The sequence below is a fragment of the Paenibacillus sp. p3-SID867 genome (genome assembly GCF_025142895.1).
Classification (GTDB): Bacteria; Bacillota; Bacilli; order Paenibacillales; family Paenibacillaceae; genus Paenibacillus_AQ.
Window position 1 is genome coordinate 160424 of record NZ_JAMBDM010000009.1, and the last position, 17568, is coordinate 177991.

Consider the following 17568-nt stretch of genomic DNA (forward strand, 5'->3'; position numbering starts at 1 on the left):
ATAGCCAGAGCTCCCAGCACCTGTCAGGAGCTCTGGAACATTCGAAGTAGGATTCGGGGAAAGGAGTGCTGTCATGCGAATGAAAGGTTTCGCCAAACATTATTATCTGATGCTGATCCCGGGATTTCTATGGCTGATCGTCTTCAGCATCGTTCCGATGTTCGGCATCGTCATTTCGTTCCAATATTTTAATCCAGGCAAAGGAATCCTGGGCTCGGATTGGGCGGGGCTCGAACACTTCAAGTATATGTTTTTGCTGAAGGATACGCAGGAAGTCTTCATAAATACGCTTGTCATCGCGTCCATGAAGATTGTCGCCAATCTGATTGCGCCTCTGCTGTTTGCACTCATGCTCAATGAGCTTCGTCTGATGATTCTCAGACGCTGGATTCAGACCATCGTCTATCTGCCTCACTTTTTATCCTGGGTTATCCTTGGGGGCATTGTACTTGATCTGTTCTCCTATAACGGACCCGTCAATCAACTGACTGCTTTGTTCGGATACCAGCCCAAATTGTTCTTTGCCGATTCCCAGCTGTTTCCGTTCCTCGTTGTCGGCAGTGACGTCTGGAAGGAATTCGGTTTTGGTACCATTATCTATCTTGCCGCGCTTACCGGGATCAACCCGGCACTGTACGAAGCTGCCAACATCGATGGCGCAGGACGCTGGAGAAGTCTCTGGCATATCACGCTGCCCGGGATCCGCACGACAGCCGTATTGCTTACGGTACTCAGCTTGGGTAATGTGCTTAACGCGGGCTTCGACCAGATCTTCAATCTGTACAACCCGCTCGTCTACTCTACAGGTGATATTATTGACACCTGGGTCTATCGTACAGGTTTGCTCAACCTGCAATATGAACTTGCAACCGCCGTCGGCCTACTGAAGTCCGTTGTGGGCTTCCTGCTGATATCCGTCTCGTATTATCTGGCTTACCGTTTTGTTAACTATCGCATATTCTAAGGATTCATCCTGATGCAAAGCAATGTAAACTCATCCCATTCCAACTAGAGTAGGAGGTGCTGACCGTGGTCAGAGACCGGACGTTCGGCAACCGTGTGACGGATATTATACTGATTGTAGTCCTGATAGGCATTACTTTGTCATGCGTCCTGCCGATCTGGTACACGCTCTCCCTTTCGCTTAGCTCCAACTCTGCCGCTGCGGCCGGTAAGGTCTGGCTATGGCCGGTCGATTTCAATCTCAACGCATATAACCAGATTCTCAATGACAATCAGTTCTTCCGGTCCTTCTGGACATCGACCGAGCGAGTGCTGCTCGGGGTTATTCTCAATTTTGTCATGGTTGTGCTCATGTCTTACCCGCTCTCGCGGACAGCTAGAGAATTCAAGGGGCGCAATGTGTTCATGTGGATTCTCATTTTCACGATGTTGTTCAACGGTGGTCTGATCCCGCTGTATCTGACGGTCAAAGAGCTCAACATGCTGAACAGCATCTGGGCACTTGTCCTGGTCGGCGGCGCGCAGACACTCGTCTTCAATGTTATCCTCACGATGAACTTCTTCCGCAACCTGCCCAAGGAGCTGGATGAAGCCGCCCTTGTCGACGGCGCGGGACCATGGTACATCCTGTTCAAGATCTACATCCCGCTGGCCGTGCCGGTGCTGGCGACCGTCTCGCTGTTCAGTATCGTGTATCACTGGAATGAATTCTTGTACGGTCTGATCTTCATGTCCCGTGAACAATTCTATCCACTCCAGACGTATATCCAGCAGCTTGTCGTCTCGGTTGATCCATCGACGATGTCCGAGGACCAGTACCGTCGCTTGTCGGAGTTGTCCAACCGGACACTCGATGCCGCCAAAATCTTCATCGCGATGCTGCCCGTCCTTATCGTTTATCCATTCCTTCAGCGCTTCTTCATCCACGGGATTACGCTCGGTTCGGTTAAAGAGTAGCTCACACAGCCAGGACAACAACAGGTTTCAGAGATCCATACCATTTTCTTTACATTTATATTAAACCATATTGTAAATAGGGGCCGTCCCAAACGATCTTAGATCTTGAGAAACGGCCCCTTTTTGCTGTTGCTTCATGTATAAAAAACTTTAATATAATGGGACCATGAGCTCGTCTGCCTTCCTCTTTAACACGCATGCCGTATTGATGGGTTAAGGCATATGGTGTTATCGAAAGGAGTCTGTTCTCTGTTCCCTGGTTATCATCCTTCCCCGTAACTTGGGTATCCAATGTATAATAAAAAAACTACTTCGCTGCAATGGCTTCGATCTCAACAAGCAAATCAGGCGATGCAAGAGCTTTGACAATAACTAACGTCGTCGCCGGTGGAGGAGTTGGCAAGGCCCCTGCCCCAGCCTCCATGAAGGCACCCAGTTGATTTTCATCCGTTAAATAGATTGTGGATTTCACGATGTCGTTGGCATCCATATTCGCACCTGCAAGAACTTTGTATAAATTATTGATCGCCAATTCCGTTTGTTGCCGAATACCTATACCGGGAATTCCATCCGGACCTACACCTACTTGACCTGAGATGAACAGCATTTGTTGGAATGATGTAACCTCTACTCCGTGGTGATAAATGTCCGAGGAAACCACACCTGGAGGGTTGAATTTTCTTAGCATTTTTTCCATCTCCTTTATTAGCATATCGGGATTCGTGTTCAAAGTCGGATGCATGCATTAGATTTTCCTAACGGCGAACCACAGTTCAACAGTGTGAAGGCCGCCTCTTTCGCCGCAAACTTGCATTTCCATTTCATCCACCTGCTCATAGCCTGACGTCGGGAGCCACTCCGCATAAAATCGTCGATACAACGTCTCAATGGTTTCACCAAATGCATCCGAAGCAATCGGTTCGGAGGGGAAGATGGCCCATGTTTGTGCGGGAATCGTTATGGTTGAATACCCTTTTGTGTTGCTGGTTCCGCTCTTAAAGGAACACAGCATATAAGGAAACGTGTCGTTTCCCGTTTTTTTATAACTGCAAATTCCATGTACTTTGTTTGAATCTTGGCTTACAAAACGGGGCAAGTCGCCGGCGTTACAAGCAAGTCTCTCAACTTCGCCATTGGCGTGGGATTGCTGCCAGAATTGTGCCGGCGTGCTCGGTGCATCACCACTTTCATCACTTTGAAAAACTCTTTCAATACCGAAAACTTCGAATGATTCCTTCGTTTCAATCCGATAATTCACCGCATCCACCCCCTTGATCGTAATCAGGAATGAGAGGCGTGGATAGGCTTTAAGAGCAATTCCGTCTTGGCGAGCCATTGCCGGCGTGATCCCATGAAGCGATTGAAATGCCCGCGCGAATGAAACCGGAGACTCGTAGCCGTATTTTATGGCGATATCGATCACTCTAATCGCTTTGTTATTTTGCAATTCGAGCGCGGCAAGAGTGAGCTTTCTGCGCCGAATATACTCTGCCAGCGTTACATTAGTAATGAATGAGAACATCCTCTGGAACTGATGAGACGAGCAGCATGCTCTACGAGCAACTTCACTCAGTTCAATCTCTCCAGCCAAGTTTAATTCGATATAGTCCATCGCGCGATTCATCCGTTCAAGCCATTCCATCAGATTCCTCCTCTCGACAAAAGTATAATATCCTGTCAATTTCGTACCGCAACTATTTGTGCACAAATTAGTTGCGTCTTCTTGGACAATGTAAATGTTAATTCATTGTAGTACAAAGCCGAGCATGGACAGCGCCATCAAGGGAGCCGTTACAAATATTTTCGTTTAATATTCGCATTATCCTGCCCGTTAGCTTAATGAAATGTCTGGCACCGAAATGCTATCTCACAAGAAAAAAAAGGGCCCGCTCGGTCGGTAAAGCCGACTGCGGAGAACCCCATAATGATTCATCATTTACTTTTTCGCTTCCAAGGCTTTTTGGTAGATTTCAAGGTATTGGGTTAGCTGGAGTCCGTCTAATCCCTTGACGTAAGCATCCCATTCCTTATTGATGTCTTTAGAACCGGTAATAAATTGAGCCATGTTGGACTTCACGTAATCGATCAACGAAGTCTTGATTTGTGCCGCGATCTCCGCGTCTTCCAGCGCAATAAATACGCCATTTGGGTATTGCTCCTTGGAATGGAACGGCTCATATTCCTTGGATACCTGATTCAGCCGCGTCCCATATCCATCCGGTGCCAGCGGATCTTGCGGTGCGGTCCAGGAAGCTCGATACGCATAAGTTCTTAAAGAAGGCCCGATCTGTTCCCATCCGTCATTATGCGTTGGCTTTTTGTCCGTTTTCGGAATCGACGTATATTTTGCTTGATTTCCGTTAATATCCAGCTCTCCGTCTTGTGCCTTTCGCCAACCTTTGTCTTCCGGTCCGTTCTCCTGCAGCAGAATTGCTTCTTCGGTGTAAAGGTAGTCCGCGAGGCGGATCGCTGCAATCTGCTGGTCGTTGGTCGCTTTATTCGTAATGGCAAACTGGGAATTACCAATGCCGGCAAAATTCAGGGTTTGCTGAACGCCGCCGGGCCCTTTTAGAGGTGGAACTACGACGTAATCCTTATGCCGCGGCGCTTTATCATCCATGCTGTAGGCATAACTGATCAGCGCGGTAGACAAAGCTCCCATAACGTTGTCTGGTTCCCGGTTGGCCATTTGCTGAACCGCGTCAGCGTTTTGTGTAAAGGCCGCCGGATCAATCAATCCCTCTTTGTATAACTTGTTTAAGTAAATCAACCCTTGCTTCCATTCATCCTTATTTGCCGTAAAATCAACCTTGCCGTCAATGACCCTTAGGAAGGTGCCCGCATTCTTCTCGGTATAATCATCTAAAATAAAGGAGTTCATCAGAAAGGCCGAAACGTTTCCCGCCCACATCTCATCTGATCCCGAAAGCGGGAGTTCGTCGACCTTGCCGTTTCCATTCGGGTCCTTATCCTTAAAAGCCTTCAGGACATTGTAAAATTCTTCTGTGGTGGTAGGAACGGATAGTCCCAGCTGATCGAGCCATTTCTTGTTGATCCACATTTTCAATGCGTTATCGCAGTGATAACATTCATTTACTTGGGGAAGGGCGTAAATATTGCCATCGGGGGCCGTTATCGAATCCTTCATATATGGGATATCCTGCATTGCCTTCTTTATATTCGGCGCGTATTGTTCGATCAAGTCGTTCAACGGGATAAACACGCCTTGCGATCCATACTTCATCTGTTCTTCTTTGGAGAGGTCCCCATGCAGGATGACTTCCGGATAGTCTCCACTGGCGAGCATTAGCTGTTTGCGATCCTTCAAGGCATTGTTCGGAACCAGATCCCAATCGATTTTGATGTTCGTTTTCTCTTCCAGGAACACGGTAAAGGCATTGGTTTTCATATCCTCGATGGTCGGAAACTGCGGTGCAAACATTCTTATCGTCATCGGCTGCTTCACAATCGGATAGGTGCCGACCTCTGTAAACAATTCACTTTGTTCCGGAGGCGATTCCGCCCCTGTCTCACCAGCAGCAGCGTCCGGGTTCTCCGGATTGGAGGATCCTCCACAGGCACTTAGCAGCATCGTCAAGGTCAACAGACAGATTAACAACGCGATTAAAGACTTCGTCCACCCTTTGCGCATCAAAACAACTCCCCCCATTCTTTTTCATGTTATTCCTGATCACAATCAGTAAACTTCCAATCACCCGTATCTTCCTTGAATAAAAGACCGCACCACCTCCCTTAAGCTGGGTTCCCACTTATCCTTTCAAGGAACCGATCATGACTCCTTTGACAAAGTGCTTCTGAACAAACGGATAAATGATCAGTACCGGTGCACTCGCGACCACGATCAGTGAATATTTTAATAGATCCTTCAGGCCTTGCTGCGCCTGCACCTGATCCACATTGGCCATCATCGACGGATCCACCGTGTTCAGAATCAAGACGTTGCGTAGAATGATTTGCAGCGGGAACAAGTCCGGAGATCTCAGGAAGATCAAGGCGTCAAAATATGCATTCCAATGTCCAACCGCGTACATGAGCGTCATGACGGCAATAATCGGTTTGGACAGAGGCAGGACGATGCTGAGAATGAACCGGATATCGCTGCATCCGTCCAGCTCCGCCGCTTCGGACAGTTCATCCGGGATGGTTGTCTGGAAGAAGGTGCGGGCAACGATTACCTGGATCACGCCCATGGCTCCCGGCAGAATCATCGCCCAACGGGTATCGAGCAGCTGAAGATCCTTCACCAGGAGATAGTACGGTATCAAGCCCCCGTCGAACATCATGGTAATAACCAGCACAATCATAAAGAAATGGCGGCCGTATAGCGTCCGCTTGGCAAGCGGATATCCAAACATGATTGTCAGTGACACGTTGATCGCCGTCCCTACGACCGTATAGAACAAGGAGTTCATATAGCCGACGCCGATCTGCGGGTTCTGGAATACCGCCTTGTATCCATCCAATGTAAAATCGACTGGGAAGAGCCATACCTTTCCGGACACGACGGCCTGCGGCGAGCTTACGGATGAGCTGAGAATATAAATCAATGGCACGGCCACGATGATAAGAATCAAGGACAGGAAAGCATAGATCAAAGCGACAAATATGCGGTCCCCCCGGGATTCCCGAATAGTGGTTGTTGTTTTGGGCATTTTGTTCCCTCCTTGGCACCTTTTTCATTTAGGTATGGTTTCAGTCGGCCTCGGCGACGAATTCATTCGACTCACCACAGACTGCTGCTCGACAGCTTTCGGGCGATGTAATTCACAGCGATCAACAGGAGCAAATTCACCACCGAGTTGAAGAAGCCGATCGCCGCCGAGAAGCTGAAGCTCGACCCAAGCAGACCTACTTTATACACATAAGTAGATATGACTTCGGAAGAGGCCAGATTGAGAGGGTTTTGCATTAGATAGATTTTTTCGAAACCCAGCTTCATAATGTTACCAAGATTCAGGATCAGCATGATCACTGACACGGGAATCAGGCTGGGGATATCAATCTTGAGGATCTTCTGGATTCGGGAAGCCCCATCCACCCTGGCCGACTCGTACAGCTCAGGATTTACTCCGGCGAGCGCAGCGATATAGATGATCGCCCCGTATCCGGTGTACTGCCACACATCGGACCAGACATAAATAGATTTGAACAGATCAGGCATACCCATAAAATTCGTATTGGTTACTCCCATCATTTCGAACAGCTTGCTGATCATGCCCACTTGGGGCGTCAAATTGACGATAATGATCGATACCATGATAACCGTCGATATAAAGTAAGGAGCGTAAGTTATCATTTGTACGCTCTTCTTGAACAGCCCATTTCGGATTTCGTTCAGGGCGAGCGCCAGAATAATCGGTGCCGGAAACCCGACGGCCAGACCATAGAAACTGATCCCGAGCGTATTTTTGATGTAGAGCCAGAAGTTTGGGGATTCAAAAAATTGTTCAAAGTATTTGAATCCAGCCCAAGGGCTTCCCCAAATCCCTTTAATGACGCTGTAATCCTTGAATGCAATCACGATCCCGGCCATCGGCACATATTTGAATACAATCAAGTAAAGAAAGGGGAGCAGGAGAACCAGATACAGCTGCCAGTGGCGCCTGATCCGGATCCACGTCGTTTGCGGGCGGGAGCGGGAGCCGACCTGAACAGGACCGGGTAGCCCGGGACCGCCATGTAACTTATTGTTGAGACTTCGCATCAGCATGAACTCCTTTTCGTTGTATGTTGCGGATATCGTTAGCGCCCTTTTGGATGCGGCGGAATGTATTGCCATTGTAAACGCCCGATCTTGCGATCAACAAGAAACAAGAATAAACGGGTTAACCATTTTCGCCTGCATGATTTATAACGAAAAAGGCAGCGATGAACTCGCCACCTTAACCGTTTTCTACAAAGAAACCGTTTTCAACTGTTCGTTTTGCGGAGCTGATTGCTGCGGTATTCGCCCGGTGCCGCTCCCATAATCCGTTTAAATACACGCGTTAACGAGATGGCGTGGGTATAGCCAACCCGCTCCGCAATCTCTTGTACAGAGGCATCCGTCTCCAACAACAGCTTCACTGTCTCACGCATACGTACCTGGATAAGGAAATCGACGAACCTCTGTCCGGTGTGTCCCTTGAACAACTTGCTTATATATTTGGGATTCAGCTGAAAGCGATCCCCGAGCATCTCCAGCGACAAGTCCGGATTGGCATAGTCCCTTTCGATCAGCTTGCAGATCTCCCGGATAAGCGCTGCGTACTGCCTGCCTTCTTGTAGCTGACCCACGGATTCGAACAAACTGGTCATGACCTGCTTGATTTCAATCCGCAGCTGCTCCAGTGAACTGCCATGGTCCAACATTTCCGTAAGTAGGGGAAGCCGTTCCTGGGCCCACTCGCGGTAGACATCCTTATTCATGTCCGAAAGCTCCCGGCCGACGTTGTACAGTAAATAATTCATAAGGTTAAATATCTCTTCATTGGTAAGAAGGCTGCCCTTTAACTGTCCGAACCATGCCTCATATGCCTCCTCCCACCCTATGTTCAGCATTCGGTAGGATTGAATAATCGAGCTGATTTCTCCTAGGTGAGCGTACACTTCGGCATGGCTGGTGCCAGCGATATCCTCGCTGCGGATCAGTCGGTTTTCCCCGAGTACGATTTTGTATTTAAGCGCTTGGGCTGCGCTTTTATACGACTTGGACAGGTCTTGGATCCGATAAACCTCCTCGCCGCTTCCAATCGTAACGGTAAATTTCAAATTTTGCTCGGTCCAGCCCAGCATTTTCGTGCCAAAACGGGATAAAGCTTCTCCATCTCTCTCCTCTGTCTCCTCCCCCTCAAAGTAAATGAAGGCAAGGCAGGAGGGCGACGTCCATTCCGACCACAAACGAATACTCTCCTTCATCGCAATCTCGTTCACCACGTTCCGGAGGACGAATTTCAGCAGATTCTGATCACTCGCCGTATACTTCCGGCAGAACTCTCCGTAATTGTCCATTTCAATGATGAGTAACCTAAACCGGTCCAGCGGTTCGGGTAAATTCAGTATGGCGGCTTCCTCCTGCCACTCTTCCAGACTCATATCGGTTTGTCCTTCAATCAACTGATGGAACAGATACCTTGTCCGCAGATGAAGGTCTTCCTGGTATTTTTCCTGGTATTGCCTGGATTGCTCCAGGATATGATCGAACGCCGACTCAATAAATGCGAACTCATCGGGACTGCCTTTCCATAAGCCCGCGCCCCTTACAGGCAGGGAATAGTCGCTGAATCGCTCGGCGATCCGCTCGATCGGTCTGGCATTGCGCCGAGTCACATAGATCATCCAGATGAATCCGGCGGCGATCATGAGGAGTCCGATCACAAACCACAGATTATAGAGTTCTGAAATCGTGTTGACATATCCGCCATTGATGAGACCGCTTCCATATTTCCAGCCGGTGTAGTCCGAGGTATATTCCGAGAAGAGCTCGGATTCTTTAACTTTCGCCTCACTCCCAAACAACAGCTGACCGGAAGCATCTTTAGCCTGGATAAAGCTGACCTTGGATTCGTACATATTCTCCGTCAATTTTTTCAGCGAATCCGCCGAAACGTTAACCACGATCATGCCCAGATTATTTTTCATGTATGGCGATCCCCGCACCAGACTGACCACCTGTTTGCCGCCAATCATTTTGAATTGCTCGAAGCTGCGCCCGCCGGTCCACTTCGGAGTCTTAGACACCTGATATTCTTCGATAAATTTGCGGTCAGGATATGAACCGATATAAGCGTTGGTTGCATCACTCAACACATATCCGTCCGAATATCGCACCAAGTATATGGAATCGATCAAAGGATAGTAATTGATCAATTCCTTTAGCTTCTGCACGGCCCTGATGTTGATGTAGGCATCACTTCCTGAGGTTGCCTTAAAAAAATTGTTCAAAGACTCGCTGTTGATACTCTCGAGGACGATCATATTATCGATCACTTTTAGCGATGTATCCACGATCCGCATCGCCTGTAGAGACAGCGTCTTATTGGCATTCAGCGCCTCGCGACGGCTTTGCTCACTGAACATTTGAAAGAAAACAAAGAAAATAAACGTGATGACAATCATAAATACCGGCATGTAGGACAATAGTAGTCGTTTAAACCATGATTTGCGCATCATAACCCCGCCCCTATGCAATGTGGACATGCTCTTGGTATTAATGAATTATACAACGGAGGGCAATCCCCTGTCGGTTGAAGTAACTTTAGAATAATTTTGATGATAATCCGACAGTGGCGGATGGAACAGCAAGTTTACACTCCTCACAAAAGAAAAAGCAGTCAACCTTTGTTTTAGGGTGACTGCTTGCCGTCATCATACTTTAGCTTTGACTTCTCTTTATCTGTTTTGTTCACTTTTTTCCTTCCTTGCTCCCCTGCCCAAGTTAGTGTGCTCCCATTCATCATTGGTGATGACTGGACGATAAAAATCGATAGATTGGGTCAAATGCGGTCACGATTTGCTTGGTATCCTTATCTAGCCAGATCTTATTAAGTATTTGCTGGGTTTCGTTAAGCGCTTCGTCTCAGTTGACGAGCATCGGACGAAGAAAATCAGGGTCCGGCAGAGCTTTTTTATCGACTTTCCCATTAGGGGTAAGCGGCAAACTTTCCATCTGCACCACAAGAGAGGGCAGGAAATATTCAGGCAAATTCCGGGCTAAATACGCCTTGACTTCCGTTTCGGACAACACCTGTTTCGCAACAAAATACGCGCATATTATCGGATTTCCACTTCCGTCGGCTTTGACGGCTACCGCGGCTTTCGAGATTCCGTTGTGTTCCAATAGCCGAGTCTCGATTTCTCCCGGTTCCACTCGATACCCTCGGATCTTCACTTGATCGTCGATTCGCCCGATCATTTCGATATTGCCATCCGGCAACCACATGGCAAAATCCCCCGTTCGATATAACCTTTCCCCGAGGAGCGGATGTTCCACAAACTTGGCTTCTGTCAATTCCAGCTGATTCACATACCCCCGCGCGATACCGTCTCCTCCGACGCAAAGCTCTCCTACTACTCCGATCGGCTGAAGCTTCAACTGTTTATCAAGAATATAAGCGGAGGAATTGCATATTGGTCTGCCAATTGGAATGGTCGATTCGAAATCACGTTCGATCGGGAAGTAAGTGGAGAACGTCGTGTTTTCCGCCGGACCGTACATATTGATCATCCGCAGATCGGGGCACCTCTTCCTTACGGCATTTACGTGCTTTGGCGATAACGCTTCTCCGCCGACTAGCAAGGTGTCTAACGTACGAAAGACGTCTGGATCCTGTTCGGCCAGATTATGGAACTGAGCCGTTGTCAGGAACCAAGCCGTAATGCGGTGACCGATGATGGTTTCCTTCAATTTATAAAGGTCAAACAGGTCCGTGTCCTTCATCAAATACAAGGTAGATCCGTTCAAAAGGGATCCCCAAATTTCAAAGGTCGACGCATCGAATGTTATTGTACCGGTTTGCAAAATTCGATGCTCCTTGGAAAAGTTGAAATAATTGGTATTCTTGACCAATCTTACGATGTTGCGATGTTCAACCATGATCCCTTTTGGTGTCCCCGTTGATCCGGAAGTATAGATGATATACGCAAGACTTTGCGAGGTTACTGCAGATATCGTATGGGAACAGCTGTCAAGGCTTAGCTTCGCGTTGTCCCAATAAATTACTTTTCCTTCAAATGCAATGTCAGGCTTCCAACTGGAAGGGGCCAGCAAAAATCCCGCCCGACTGTCCTCGAGCATATATTCGATTCTTTCGCACGGAGAATCGGCTTCGATGGGCATATAAGCGCCGCCAGCTTTCAATATGGCTGTAAGCCCGACAATCATACTGACAGACCGATCCGCGACAATGCCAACGACGCTCTCCGGCTTAACGCCGTGATCCTGCAGTGCTTTTGCAAGCTGATTCGCGTGATCGTCCAATTCCCGATAGGACATCTGATGGTCCTCGGTCATGATCGCCGGGCGATCGGGGGTTAAGCGGACTTGTTCCTCAAACAAGTAATGGACCGTTTGGCTGGAAGGAAAGTCCCTCTTAGTTCCGCTGAAAGCCTGAATCTTTCTCTCCTCTTCTTCTGACATCATGCGTATGTCGGCAATCACCTTCTCGGGGAAATCAACGACTTCATGCACAATTCGGCTCAAGTGGCCGCTCATTTGCTCGATCGTTTCTTTTCTGTACGAGCGGGTCGAATATTCAAGGTGTATCATGATAAATTCCTTCTTAAAAGCCGTCAAAGCAAGCTCAAACGTCCCCAACTGATCGGATTCATAAGGAGTGGCATTGGCGTTTTGCCAAGTAAACGCCGCTTTGATGAACGGGTTACCGCTCAAATTCTTTCGCATATTCCGATCTTCGAGTGCTTGCATCGTGGCATGCTTGACTTCTATCAGAAACTTACCTAATGGCTTATGTACAGTAGGAGAGTAACGTATAGGAAACATCTGTCTTTCCAACAGATACCCGATTACAGGATCATCCTCGCCGGTATATTTGGCAAGTAGGATCGCATAACAAGCCATAAGTGCCATATCCACAGTTATTCCGAAATTGAACGCAAGTTCATGGAGTTTTCGGGTCGTTGCAAAATCAAGGGAAAAACTAACCCGGTTTCCTTCATCGTTGGCCCATCCCCCCCGCGGCATTTCGTCAATTGATACTTCATATGTCGTTTGTTCCATGACCATCAACCTCCCGGACTATCGATTCATTAATGTCTGATTGTTAACGAACAGAAAAATCCTCTTCGCATTCTGCGATGAAGCAGTGTCCCCCTTCAACCCCAAACTAGTTTTTTTATAGCGAAGCCATCGTTGTTTTATGGAACGTCAAAAAAACCCCTTTCTTCAATTCAAAATAATGAATAAAACGGAGGTTTCCCGTTGTATTCGGCAACTGGCTGGCATTGCGGTCGCAGTAGATCCCGCATTAGCCCCTATAGCTTTGCGTCGCCACCTTTCGGTGGGTTTGCTATTGTCGTACAAAAATAGTATTTAAATTGTAAACCATGATTATATTATGTATTCGATTTACATTTACTGTATCTTGTTTCCAAATGAAAATCGATAGGTCTTTTGTTCAATATTGTCTTTCAAGAATGGTTTTGATGATATTGATAACCCTCATGAGACACTAGGTCGCAATAGTTAATCTTTACTAATTTTTGCTATTCCCCGACTTCACTCCACTTCACTTAACTATGTATTAAAGCTATTTTGTTCATTAGACAGGATACGTTTTTCTGTTATTACCTGGACATTAGATGATGGCTGATTAAGTCAATAGTTCTATTTTACAAATTCACCCCTATATCCGTTGCCCTAATTACGACAACGGAAATCATTAGATTCAATAACTTTTGTCTCTTGTCATCCGGGACTAAAATACCGTTTATAACTGGTCATGACATCTCGCTTCCGATCAGAAAACTTTCATAAGTTCAACTCACTTGGTAATTCCATTCTTAAGTTCCCGGTCTAATGGATCACTGGACAATAAAATAAAGAGCCGTTGTCCAGGACAACGGCCTCATATTGCTATATGTCATGAACAGTTTTAAAAAGGGCCGGTTATTTTTACCTTGATTTTATTGGATTCAACCGTTATCCCGTTCAATGTAATTCGAATCGACAATTCGGCTTGCCCCGGATGCTTGGCGATAATCTTTCCTTTTGGGTCGATCTCCGCCTTATCCGGACGACTGCTCAAATACTCAATGTGAGCGCCGGATAACTCCTTAGTCGTTCTTCCTCTCTCAAGGAAGACTTCGTAAGAATAATCGACTTCATCCCCCGGGTGAAGCTGGAGCGATTCAGCCTCGAGCTGTACTTTGTCTAGCGGCATGACCAGATTCGGGTCGCTATACTTCATCAGCTCGCTGCCGTATTTGAAATAGAAGTTGCCAAAGTCGTCCTGCGCAAGCTTTTCCGCATTGCTCTCCAACAAGATGGACAGCGACTTGCTTGCTGTGTCAATCTTAAACATCTTGCTCGTGTACGTGTGGTCAGCAACATATCCCGTATAAATGGTACCGTACACATTGCCGTCGGTTCCAACGGTCAAGCGAGGATTGCTGTGTGCATAATCTGCTGTAGGAAACATATCCTCGCTGTAAATAATCTTTTGGCGTTCCGTATCATAGATGAACAGAGCCCCCAGCGCCATTCCCCATATGTTACCGTCCGGGCCCCATATCAAAGAGGTTACTGCTTTTTTGCCCGGAACAGGTACCTGTTCCAGCTCTACTCGGCCTGAAGCCGTATCGTAAATGGCAAGCTTCCCCTCTCCGCCGGTCATTGCTCCGGTGGCCATAAACAGCTTTCCATTCTTGTAAAGCAACGAATTGATCGAATGGCCGGATATAATGTCGCGCTTCACATCAAACTTTCCGGTAACGGGATTGTAGACGGTAAGAGCCCCGCCTGTTTTGCCTGCGATTGGATAGGAGCCGATATATAACAGGTTTTCTTCCTCGACCCCGAGCATGGCTACGGGCCGGTCTTGCTCCGAACCCAGCTGACCAAGCCGCAGCGGATTATTCGGTTCTGATGGGTCCGTTCGGTTCCATGGTTTGGCTGGATCGTATTCAAAGATGGTCGCTCTAGGATAAACGCCGAGATACATCTTTCCGTTCAATGAGCCGAATCCTTCGACTTGGCCGATTTGAGGATAATGCTTGGTCTCGTTACGGGTCGGCGAGTAAATTCCCATTCCCCCGCCTGAAATGAAGCCCGAAGACAGCATCTGCCCGTCTGTGCTCTTCCCGATATTAAACAATTCCACAAACTGTGCCGGAAACGGAAGCTCCGGCGTCTCAATCAAACCGGTTTCCAGATTGTAATAAAATGCCCTGCCGCTATTTCCGGCCAATCCGACCAAGGTCCAACCCGGATACTTTGCCTGATCCAGCTGAACATAACCAAAAGCGACGCCTGCTCCTTTGACATCCACGCCCAGCGAGCCGTAAACTCCCGTTCTCACGTTGTATGAATGGAGAGACCATTGCTGCGCACCACCTGGAAGGGTTTCGTAATAGGTGTAGAATACCTCTTCGCCGTCAGGCGATAACGGTGAAAATCCCCGTGCATTATAGGCAGTATTATTGTTAACGATCCAGCTTGCGGTATCTGGATCATACACGAACATTACCGGTCCGGGATCCACGCGCACGAATAATTTACCACCTGCATACTGGAGATCGTAAACCGAGGTCTTACCGTTAAATTCAGGTTGATGAAGCGCAATTGACGTGCCGCTAGCAAGATCGTATTGATAAAGCTTGGCGACGTCGGCTCCCCCCACATAGATCATTTGACGATCGGAATCGTAAGCAAGGCTGCGGATATGAGCCTCTTTCGATGAAGTCTTGAAGGATTTAAGGATTCGAGTCTGGTCGGTAGCGGGATCATATTCAAACAGCGATTGGGAATATCCTGTTCCCCCATACACTTTTCCATCTTCTCCGGCAACAAGCGTCCAGATGACGGTATCGGTAGGAACCGGTTTCCCGATGGCACGCAGCTTATCCTCTGCCGGGTCATACTGAAATAACGTCCCGTTTGGCGTACTACCGATGTATACTTTTCCGTCGGAGGCTGTTACAATCGCCCAAGCTGCCGATACGTTGCTTCCGTCTAGAGCAACAAGCGGATGAGTGGACTTCACTTCTCTCGAAGCAACATCCATCACGATGAATTGTGCCGGATCACCCTGTGCGACGGTAAACAAAGCATCCTGACCATTCTTATCTTTACCGAATGCTGCCGTCATCAAGGTTAAACTCGAAGATTGCGGTCCTAAATTCGTTAAGTATGGGGAGGAAGCTTGCATCTCCAATGTGACGCTGTCAACGAAATACCTGCCGGTTTGATCGCCATTAAATTTGAAGGAGACTTTGACCTCTGCAGCATTTTTAGGTGCCGCAGCAGCCACTCTTAAACTCTGCCATTGGCCCGATGGTTTATCGACCAGGCCGCTCACCACGGAGACAAGCTTTCCGTCTGCATCATAAAACCTGAGGTCTGCTTTGCCGCCTTGGCCTTCATCCGATAGCACACTTGCTGTCATGATGACATTGCCGAATGGCTGTACGGCGTATGCATCGCTAACCGCTCCGGATCCTGCATCTGGCGACAGGCGTTCCACCTGAAGACTTCGTTCCCCTTCTGCGTACACGGACTCACTTACGGTAATGGCAGCTGTGTCTTCATCGGGCTGCCAGCCCGGCAAACGTCCATCTACTTCAGAATCCTCGAAACCGCCGTTGATCATAACGTTGGCCAATTCTTCATCTGCGGCATACGTGATCGGCATGGCCCACGGGATAATTGCGAACATCATGATAACCGTTAGGACTGCGGCAACTCGACTCTTCCACTTGCTTCTCACTAAACTCTCCCCTTTACGAATAAATTTTTTCCCAGTCAGTAAACGCTTTCAATACGATCTCATCTTATCATATCCCCTTATTTGTATACAAGTAAAATACATGTAAATAACATACGGACTCACTAGACCTTTATGAGATTAAGATATGTCATCATGGTGGTTGCTGCCGCTGATTGCAATATGGATATGCTCGGCGGCAGCGGTCGAGCTGAGCCTGACCCACAGCAGTGTCAAAATACAGTTGGCAGCCGTTCATGGTCTAACGCCAGTCGGCTCCGTCCTCTGGCGCCGTCATTAATTGAATACAAAAACAGCCGGGAATACCCCCGGCTGCTGCATTTGTTGGACACCCAACCATTATTGTCTCTACGCCTGTTGATGGAAATGAATGCCTAAGCAAACATTGGCTATTCCATCGAAACCCTTATCACTCCGAAGAAAATAAATACGTTGAAAAATCCCGATTAATATAGTCTTTAAAATGCCTCTTGGCTTTAACGGGGAAAGCATCAAGCTCCTCGGTAGTCCAGATGCTGCGGTGGGTCTCGAACTCATTGCCGTACACCGTGCCTTGCGGCCATTCCGATCCGATGGGAATGTTAAGCAGAACGTGCTTGCCTCTAACAATGCTGGCATTCAACAGGGTAAGCGCCTTATCCTTATCGAAATGCTCCAGAACATCGCCCATAATTATGATGTCATATTCTCCGGGCGAAGTTGACGGAATAAATTCAAAAGCATCAGCGATATGAATTTTATCGTAGAAATACGCATGATAACGGTCAATGTTTTTGGGGAATATTTCAATTCCTTCCACCCTTACCTTCCAATCCTTACGAAATACCCGCCCTGACCACACATCGAGGAATTCGCGGCATAACATGCCCCAGCGGCCAAATCCAACGCCGACATCAAGTACCGAGGACGGCGATATCTGCCGGAGCAGTTCCACACAATACGAAATATTTTGCCAATTGGATGTTCCCATATTGTTCTTACCACCCCACTTCTCGTTGAGGCGATGGTTCATCATTCATCATGAGATTGATGATGCGAAAATCCGGAATGGCGTACTCTTGAGGAAGTTTGGCGGTAATCTGATCCCATACCTGTCGGTTGACAACTATATGCGGCTGGGAAAGCTGGGTTAAAAACAACCCGTTGTATCTATCCCCGGGAACGTGATGCATGTTCATAACAAACA

13 protein-coding genes and 1 riboswitch are annotated in these 17568 nt (G+C 47.8%); of the genes, 3 read left to right on the forward strand and 10 right to left on the reverse strand.

From position 1 onward, the window contains the following. Positions 1-73: 73 nt before the first annotated feature. Together M4D81_RS19505 and M4D81_RS19510 are read left to right on the forward strand one after the other, a co-directional pair. Positions 74-964, forward strand: a complete 891-nt coding sequence (locus tag M4D81_RS19505; protein ID WP_260067743.1) for an ABC transporter permease — start codon at positions 74-76, stop codon at positions 962-964. A gap of 65 nt (positions 965-1029) precedes the next feature. Beyond that, positions 1030-1920, forward strand: a complete 891-nt coding sequence (locus M4D81_RS19510; RefSeq protein ID WP_071219046.1) for a carbohydrate ABC transporter permease — start codon at positions 1030-1032, stop codon at positions 1918-1920. A 307-nt stretch (positions 1921-2227) separates the two neighbouring features. On the opposite strand, the gene M4D81_RS19515 is transcribed toward M4D81_RS19510, so the two are convergent. The 8 genes from M4D81_RS19515 to M4D81_RS19550 form a co-directional block, all read right to left on the reverse strand. Beyond that, a complete protein-coding gene (locus M4D81_RS19515) occupies positions 2228-2662 on the reverse strand; it encodes a RidA family protein (protein WP_260067744.1) in 435 nt (144 codons plus the stop codon). 3 nt (positions 2663-2665) lie between these two features. Further along, positions 2666-3562 (reverse strand): AraC family transcriptional regulator, encoded by an 897-nt coding sequence (locus tag M4D81_RS19520; protein ID WP_071219045.1) that lies wholly within the window; start codon positions 3560-3562, stop codon positions 2666-2668. A gap of 294 nt (positions 3563-3856) precedes the next feature. Further along, positions 3857-5572, reverse strand: a complete 1716-nt coding sequence (locus tag M4D81_RS19525) for an ABC transporter substrate-binding protein (protein ID WP_260067745.1) — start codon at positions 5570-5572, stop codon at positions 3857-3859. A 118-nt stretch (positions 5573-5690) separates the two neighbouring features. Continuing rightward, entirely contained in the window at positions 5691-6593 is a 903-nt protein-coding gene (locus M4D81_RS19530) for a carbohydrate ABC transporter permease (RefSeq protein ID WP_260067746.1), read from the reverse strand. A 71-nt stretch (positions 6594-6664) separates the two neighbouring features. Next, a complete protein-coding gene (locus M4D81_RS19535; protein ID WP_260067747.1) occupies positions 6665-7645 on the reverse strand; it encodes an ABC transporter permease in 981 nt (326 codons plus the stop codon). A 206-nt stretch (positions 7646-7851) separates the two neighbouring features. Beyond that, positions 7852-10092: an AraC family transcriptional regulator gene (locus tag M4D81_RS19540; protein WP_260067748.1), complete on the reverse strand. Its 2241-nt coding sequence runs from the start codon at positions 10090-10092 to the stop codon at positions 7852-7854. A 406-nt stretch (positions 10093-10498) separates the two neighbouring features. Continuing rightward, positions 10499-12658 carry a non-ribosomal peptide synthetase gene (locus M4D81_RS19545; protein WP_260067749.1) on the reverse strand — a complete coding sequence of 720 codons (2160 nt, stop codon included), beginning with the start codon at positions 12656-12658 and terminating at the stop codon, positions 10499-10501. A 206-nt stretch (positions 12659-12864) separates the two neighbouring features. Continuing rightward, a riboswitch (cyclic di-GMP riboswitch) is annotated at positions 12865-12959 on the reverse strand. Between the two features lie 573 nt (positions 12960-13532). Beyond that, entirely contained in the window at positions 13533-16364 is a 2832-nt protein-coding gene (locus M4D81_RS19550) for an NHL repeat-containing protein (protein ID WP_260067750.1), read from the reverse strand. A gap of 145 nt (positions 16365-16509) precedes the next feature. On the opposite strand from M4D81_RS19550, the gene M4D81_RS19555 reads away from it, so the two are divergent. After that, positions 16510-16662 carry a hypothetical protein gene (locus M4D81_RS19555; protein ID WP_162487534.1) on the forward strand — a complete coding sequence of 51 codons (153 nt, stop codon included), beginning with the start codon at positions 16510-16512 and terminating at the stop codon, positions 16660-16662. Positions 16663-16791: 129 nt separating this feature from the next. Here M4D81_RS19555 and M4D81_RS19560 read toward each other — a convergent pair whose 3' ends face one another. Then, entirely contained in the window at positions 16792-17352 is a 561-nt protein-coding gene (locus M4D81_RS19560; RefSeq protein ID WP_071219039.1) for a class I SAM-dependent methyltransferase, read from the reverse strand. 7 nt (positions 17353-17359) lie between these two features. Beyond that, positions 17360-17560, reverse strand: coding sequence for a hypothetical protein (locus M4D81_RS19565; protein WP_071219038.1), 201 nt, complete (start codon positions 17558-17560; stop codon positions 17360-17362). Positions 17561-17568 lie beyond the last annotated feature (8 nt).